Origin of the sequence: Nonomuraea sp. NPDC049784 (genome assembly GCF_040659615.1) — a bacterium.
In the GTDB taxonomy this organism is placed as follows: domain Bacteria; phylum Actinomycetota; class Actinomycetes; order Streptosporangiales; family Streptosporangiaceae; genus Nonomuraea.
The window spans coordinates 1-3,746 of record NZ_JBFAMX010000811.1; the positions used below are offsets into that span (position 1 = coordinate 1).

At 69.6% G+C, this 3,746-nt stretch carries 5 protein-coding genes and 1 pseudogene; 4 read left to right on the top strand and 2 right to left on the bottom strand.

Translation table 11 applies throughout. The annotated features are described in order from the left end of the window. Positions 1-1,493 (top strand): ABC transporter permease (locus AB0J09_RS58930; protein ID WP_360712113.1); only part of this gene is annotated, 1,493 nt, incomplete at its 5' end. A gap of 162 nt (positions 1,494-1,655) precedes the next feature. Here the strand turns inward: AB0J09_RS58930 and AB0J09_RS58935 are convergent. Together AB0J09_RS58935 and AB0J09_RS58940 are read right to left on the bottom strand one after the other, a co-directional pair. Beyond that, positions 1,656-1,811, bottom strand: coding sequence for a hypothetical protein (locus tag AB0J09_RS58935; RefSeq protein WP_360712116.1), 156 nt, complete (start codon positions 1,809-1,811; stop codon positions 1,656-1,658). Further along, positions 1,811-2,020, bottom strand: coding sequence for a hypothetical protein (locus AB0J09_RS58940; RefSeq protein ID WP_360712119.1), 210 nt, complete (start codon positions 2,018-2,020; stop codon positions 1,811-1,813). Before AB0J09_RS58940 ends, AB0J09_RS58935 begins: the two co-directional genes overlap by 1 nt. A gap of 118 nt (positions 2,021-2,138) precedes the next feature. Between AB0J09_RS58940 and AB0J09_RS58945 the strand changes: the two genes are divergently transcribed. The 3 genes and pseudogenes from AB0J09_RS58945 to AB0J09_RS58955 all read left to right on the top strand — a co-directional run. Further along, positions 2,139-2,912 (top strand): integrase core domain-containing protein, encoded by a 774-nt coding sequence (locus AB0J09_RS58945; RefSeq protein ID WP_360712124.1) that lies wholly within the window; start codon positions 2,139-2,141, stop codon positions 2,910-2,912. A 67-nt stretch (positions 2,913-2,979) separates the two neighbouring features. Beyond that, positions 2,980-3,519 (top strand): annotated as a pseudogene (locus tag AB0J09_RS58950) (helix-turn-helix domain-containing protein); the annotation flags it as partial. A gap of 37 nt (positions 3,520-3,556) precedes the next feature. Further along, positions 3,557-3,746: maleylpyruvate isomerase N-terminal domain-containing protein (locus tag AB0J09_RS58955; protein ID WP_360712122.1), on the top strand; the 190-nt coding region annotated here is incomplete at its 3' end.

A 3,746-nucleotide genomic window follows, 5' to 3' on the forward strand; every position in this document is an offset into this window, starting at 1 on the left:
GCCTCGGCTACGGCCTGCTCCCCCTGATCAACACCCTCGCACCCACCACCCCGATGGCCGCCCCCGCACCGCCTGTGCCCTGGCTGCTGGGCGGGTTCGGCGTCGGCCTGCTCGTCACCATGGTCGCGTCCTGGCTGCCGACCCGGCATGTGGTCGCGGTGAGCCCGCTGGCGGCGCTGCGCCCGCAGGCCGCGGTCGTGCACACCGCCACCGGCCGGGCGCGGCTGGCGCTCGCCGCGCTGCTGTTGGTCACCGGGCTGGCCCTGCTCGGGATGGCGATGATCCGGGACAGCACGCTGTTCATGGTGGCCGGCGGAGCATCGGTGTTCACCGGCATCCTGCTGGTCGGGCCGGTGCTCGTGCCCCGCCTGGTCCGGGTCACCGGGGCGCTGCTCGGCCCGGCCGGGCGGCTGGCGACCGAGAACGCCGTGCGCAACCCGCGCCGGACCGCCGCCACCACCGCCGCCCTGCTGGTCGGTGTCACCCTGACGACCGCCGTGGTCACCGGGATGGCCACGTGGCGTGCGGCGATGGACGAGGTAAGCGCCCGGCATCACCCCATCGACGCCGCGCTCACCTCCCTCGACGAGCCGGTCACCACCGACCTCCTCGACCGGGTACGTCGCACTCCCGGTGTGGAGAAGGCCATCGCCATGGACGGCGCCGTGGCCCAGGTCACCGGGTTCGACAAACCGATCCCGGTCCTCACCGCGCCGGACGCGGCGCAGGTGGCCCGCGACGGCGGGGCGTTCGCCCGGGTGGAGCAGCCCGGGACGATCAGGCTCGACCTAGACGCCTTCATGGACCCGAGCATCCGGCCCGGTGACCAGGTCACAGTTCGTGTCGGCGATCGCCAAGCCCAGCTGCGGGTCATCCCCCTCTCCGGCTGGGGCCAGGCCGGCGTGGTCGCGCCCGAGACCCTGGCACAGCTCACCGACTCCCCCGAACCGCACGTCATCTGGGTCCGCGCCTCCGCAGGCGCCAACCCGCTCGAGCTCGTCGACGATCTGGACGGGCTGGCGGATGCGGCCGGCGCGAAGCTCGAGGACCAGCTGCAGGCCCAGGCAGCGGCGAACCGGGAGCGGGACATCCTCACCTGGTCGGTGCTCGGCCTGCTCGGCATCTCCGTGGCGATCGCTCTGATCGGGATCGCGAACACCCTGGGGCTCTCCGTCCTCGAACGCGCCCGCGAACACGCGCTGCTGCGCGCGCTCGGGCTCACCCGCAGGCAGCTGCGGCGGATGCTGGCGGCCGAGGCGGTGCTGATGTCGGTGGTGGCCACCCTGCTCGGCACCACGATCGGCGTCGGCTTCGCGTGGGTCGCCTACGAGACGGTCGTGAAGCGGGCCCTCACCCGGGCCATCATGCTCATCCCCTGGCCATCACTCGGCGTCGTCGTCCTCACCGCCGCCCTGGCCGGACTCCTCGCCGCTGTTCTCCCGGCACGCCGGGCCGTCCGGGTGACTCCGGCCGCAGGGCTCTCCGTCGACTGAACCCCTCGTCAATCGCTTGGCCGGCGGCTGCTGAAGACCGCCGGCCATGCGCGGCACTGTGTACGGGCTCTGAACTCCTATCTGACCTCAGCCGCAAACCTAAGTGGTCCCCACCGAAAGTCCCCCGGGGTTGACAGTTCGTAAGCGGCGTGCTGCTGGTGATCAGGTGTCGGAGTTGGTCACGTGGAGGTCGCACACCAGGTCGAGGGCCTCTTGGGGGCTGCTGGTGAACCAGATCGCGTCCTCGTAGCCGTCCGTGCTGGGCGTGTAGATCGCCGGCCCCCATCGGTGCGCCGAGCCGCCGTAACGCAGCCGCATCAGCGGCAGGCGTTCTCCGTCGATGAGTTCGCCCTCGACGTAACCGAACTGGGCGCGGTAGCGGCGATGCGCTCTCCCAGGTCCATCACCAGGTTGCGGACCTGCTGCACCGTCCACGCCCCGGTCGGATGCGCGGTCACTCCGGCCAGGTACAGTCGCCGGGTGCCGTGCTCGATGAAGACCAGCACATACAGCCGTTTGAGCAACACCGTCTCGACTACTAGGAAGTCGCACGCGATGATCGCGTGGGCCGGGGCTGCCAGGAACTGACGCCAGGTCGGCCCGACCCGGCGGGGCGCCGGGTCGATGCCGGCGGCGTGCAGGAGGATGGGACGCCCTGCAACCGATCCGGCGGTCGTGGCGTTGATCCAGCAGTTGGCGCGGGAGAATCCGCGCTGGGGCTACGAGCGCATCCGAGGCGAACTGCGGCATCTGGGCCATCAGGTGAGCGGTGCGACGATCCGCCGGGTCCTCACACGGGCGCGCCTGGGTCCGGCGCCGCGACGTGCCGACGATCGTTGGCGTGATTTCCTGCGCGCCCACGCCGCGAGCACGCTGGCTTGTGACTTCTTCGCGGTGGACACCGTCACGCTGCGCCGGTTGTACGTCTTCTTCGTGGTGGAGGTCGGCACCCGGTTCGTGCACGTGCTCGGCGTGACAGCCCACCCTGATGGCGTATGGGTTGCCCAGCAAGCCCGTAACCTTCTCGTCGATCTGAAGGACCGGGCCAGCGCGTCCCGGTTCCTGATTCGGGATCGGGACACGAAGTTCACCAGCAGCTTTGATGAGGTCTTCGCCAGCGACAACATTCACGTGCTGAAGATCCCGCCGCGGGCGCCTCGCGCGAACGCGTTCGCCGAACGATGGGTCCGCACCGCACGCACGGAATGCACCGACCGACTGCTGATCTTCGGCGAACGGCACCTTCGCACCGTGCTGGACGAATACGCCGATCATTACAATCGGAACAGGCCGCACCGCTCCCTCGACCTTCGAGCTCCCACCAATGATGACTCCGACGTGATCCCGCTGCCGCTGGGTCGGATCAAGCACTGCCACGTTCTCAGCGGGCTGATCAACGAGTACCAGCGAACTGGCTGACCAACGAGGTGCCGTCACGAATGCGCACGTCAGCGCCTTGGGCCTGGTTTTGACACCCTTCACGGAGTTGGTCAAGATCAGGAGGCTGACCGACCAGGAGGGCCAGCAGTTACAACGGATCGTGCGCCGGGGCAGCACCAACACAGTGCGCTATCGACGGGCGATGATCCTTCTGGCCTCGGCCGGCGGCAACCGAGTTCCAGTGATCGCCCAGTTGGTGCAGGCCGACGAGGACACGGTGCGGGACGTGATCCACCGGTTCAACCAGATCGGCCCAGCCTGCCTGGACCCTCGGTGGGCGGGAGGCCGTCCCCGCCTGCTCAGCCCTGACGACGAGGACTTCGTCGTCCAGACGGCCACCACCCGCCCGACCAAGCTCGGCCAGCCCTTCACCCGCTGGTCCATCCGCAAACTGCTCGCCTACCTGCGCAAGGTGCACGGCCGGGTGATCCGCATCGGCCGCGAGGCCCTGCGCTGCCTGCTCGCCCGACGCGGCGTCACCTTCCAACGCACCAAGACCTGGAAGGAGTCCACCGACCCCGACTACCACGCCAAACTCGACCGGATCGAGCACGTCCTGGACCGCTTCCCCGACCGGACATATTCGCTACCCGGCGGCTGGAGCGCCGTGATACACAACCGAGGTGCAAAACATTTTGGAGTTCCCCGAGGTCCTGCGGCTGATCGAAGACCGCTCGGCCGCGTTCCGCGCCGCGATCGCGTCCGCCCCCGACCTTGACGTCCAGGTCCCGACCTGCCCGGACTGGACGCTGCGCGAACTGGCGCAGCACCTCGGCGACGGCCGCCGCCGCCAGGCCGCCATCGTCGCGGCGG

Bases quoted from the DNA above. Each gene is read 5' to 3' on its own strand.
- AB0J09_RS58935 (WP_360712116.1), bottom strand. From the start codon at position 1,811: ATGCGGCTGCGTTACGGCGGCTCGGCGCACCGATGGGGGCCGGCGATC.
- AB0J09_RS58945 (WP_360712124.1), top strand. From the start codon at position 2,139: ATGGGACGCCCTGCAACCGATCCGGCGGTCGTGGCGTTGATCCAGCAG.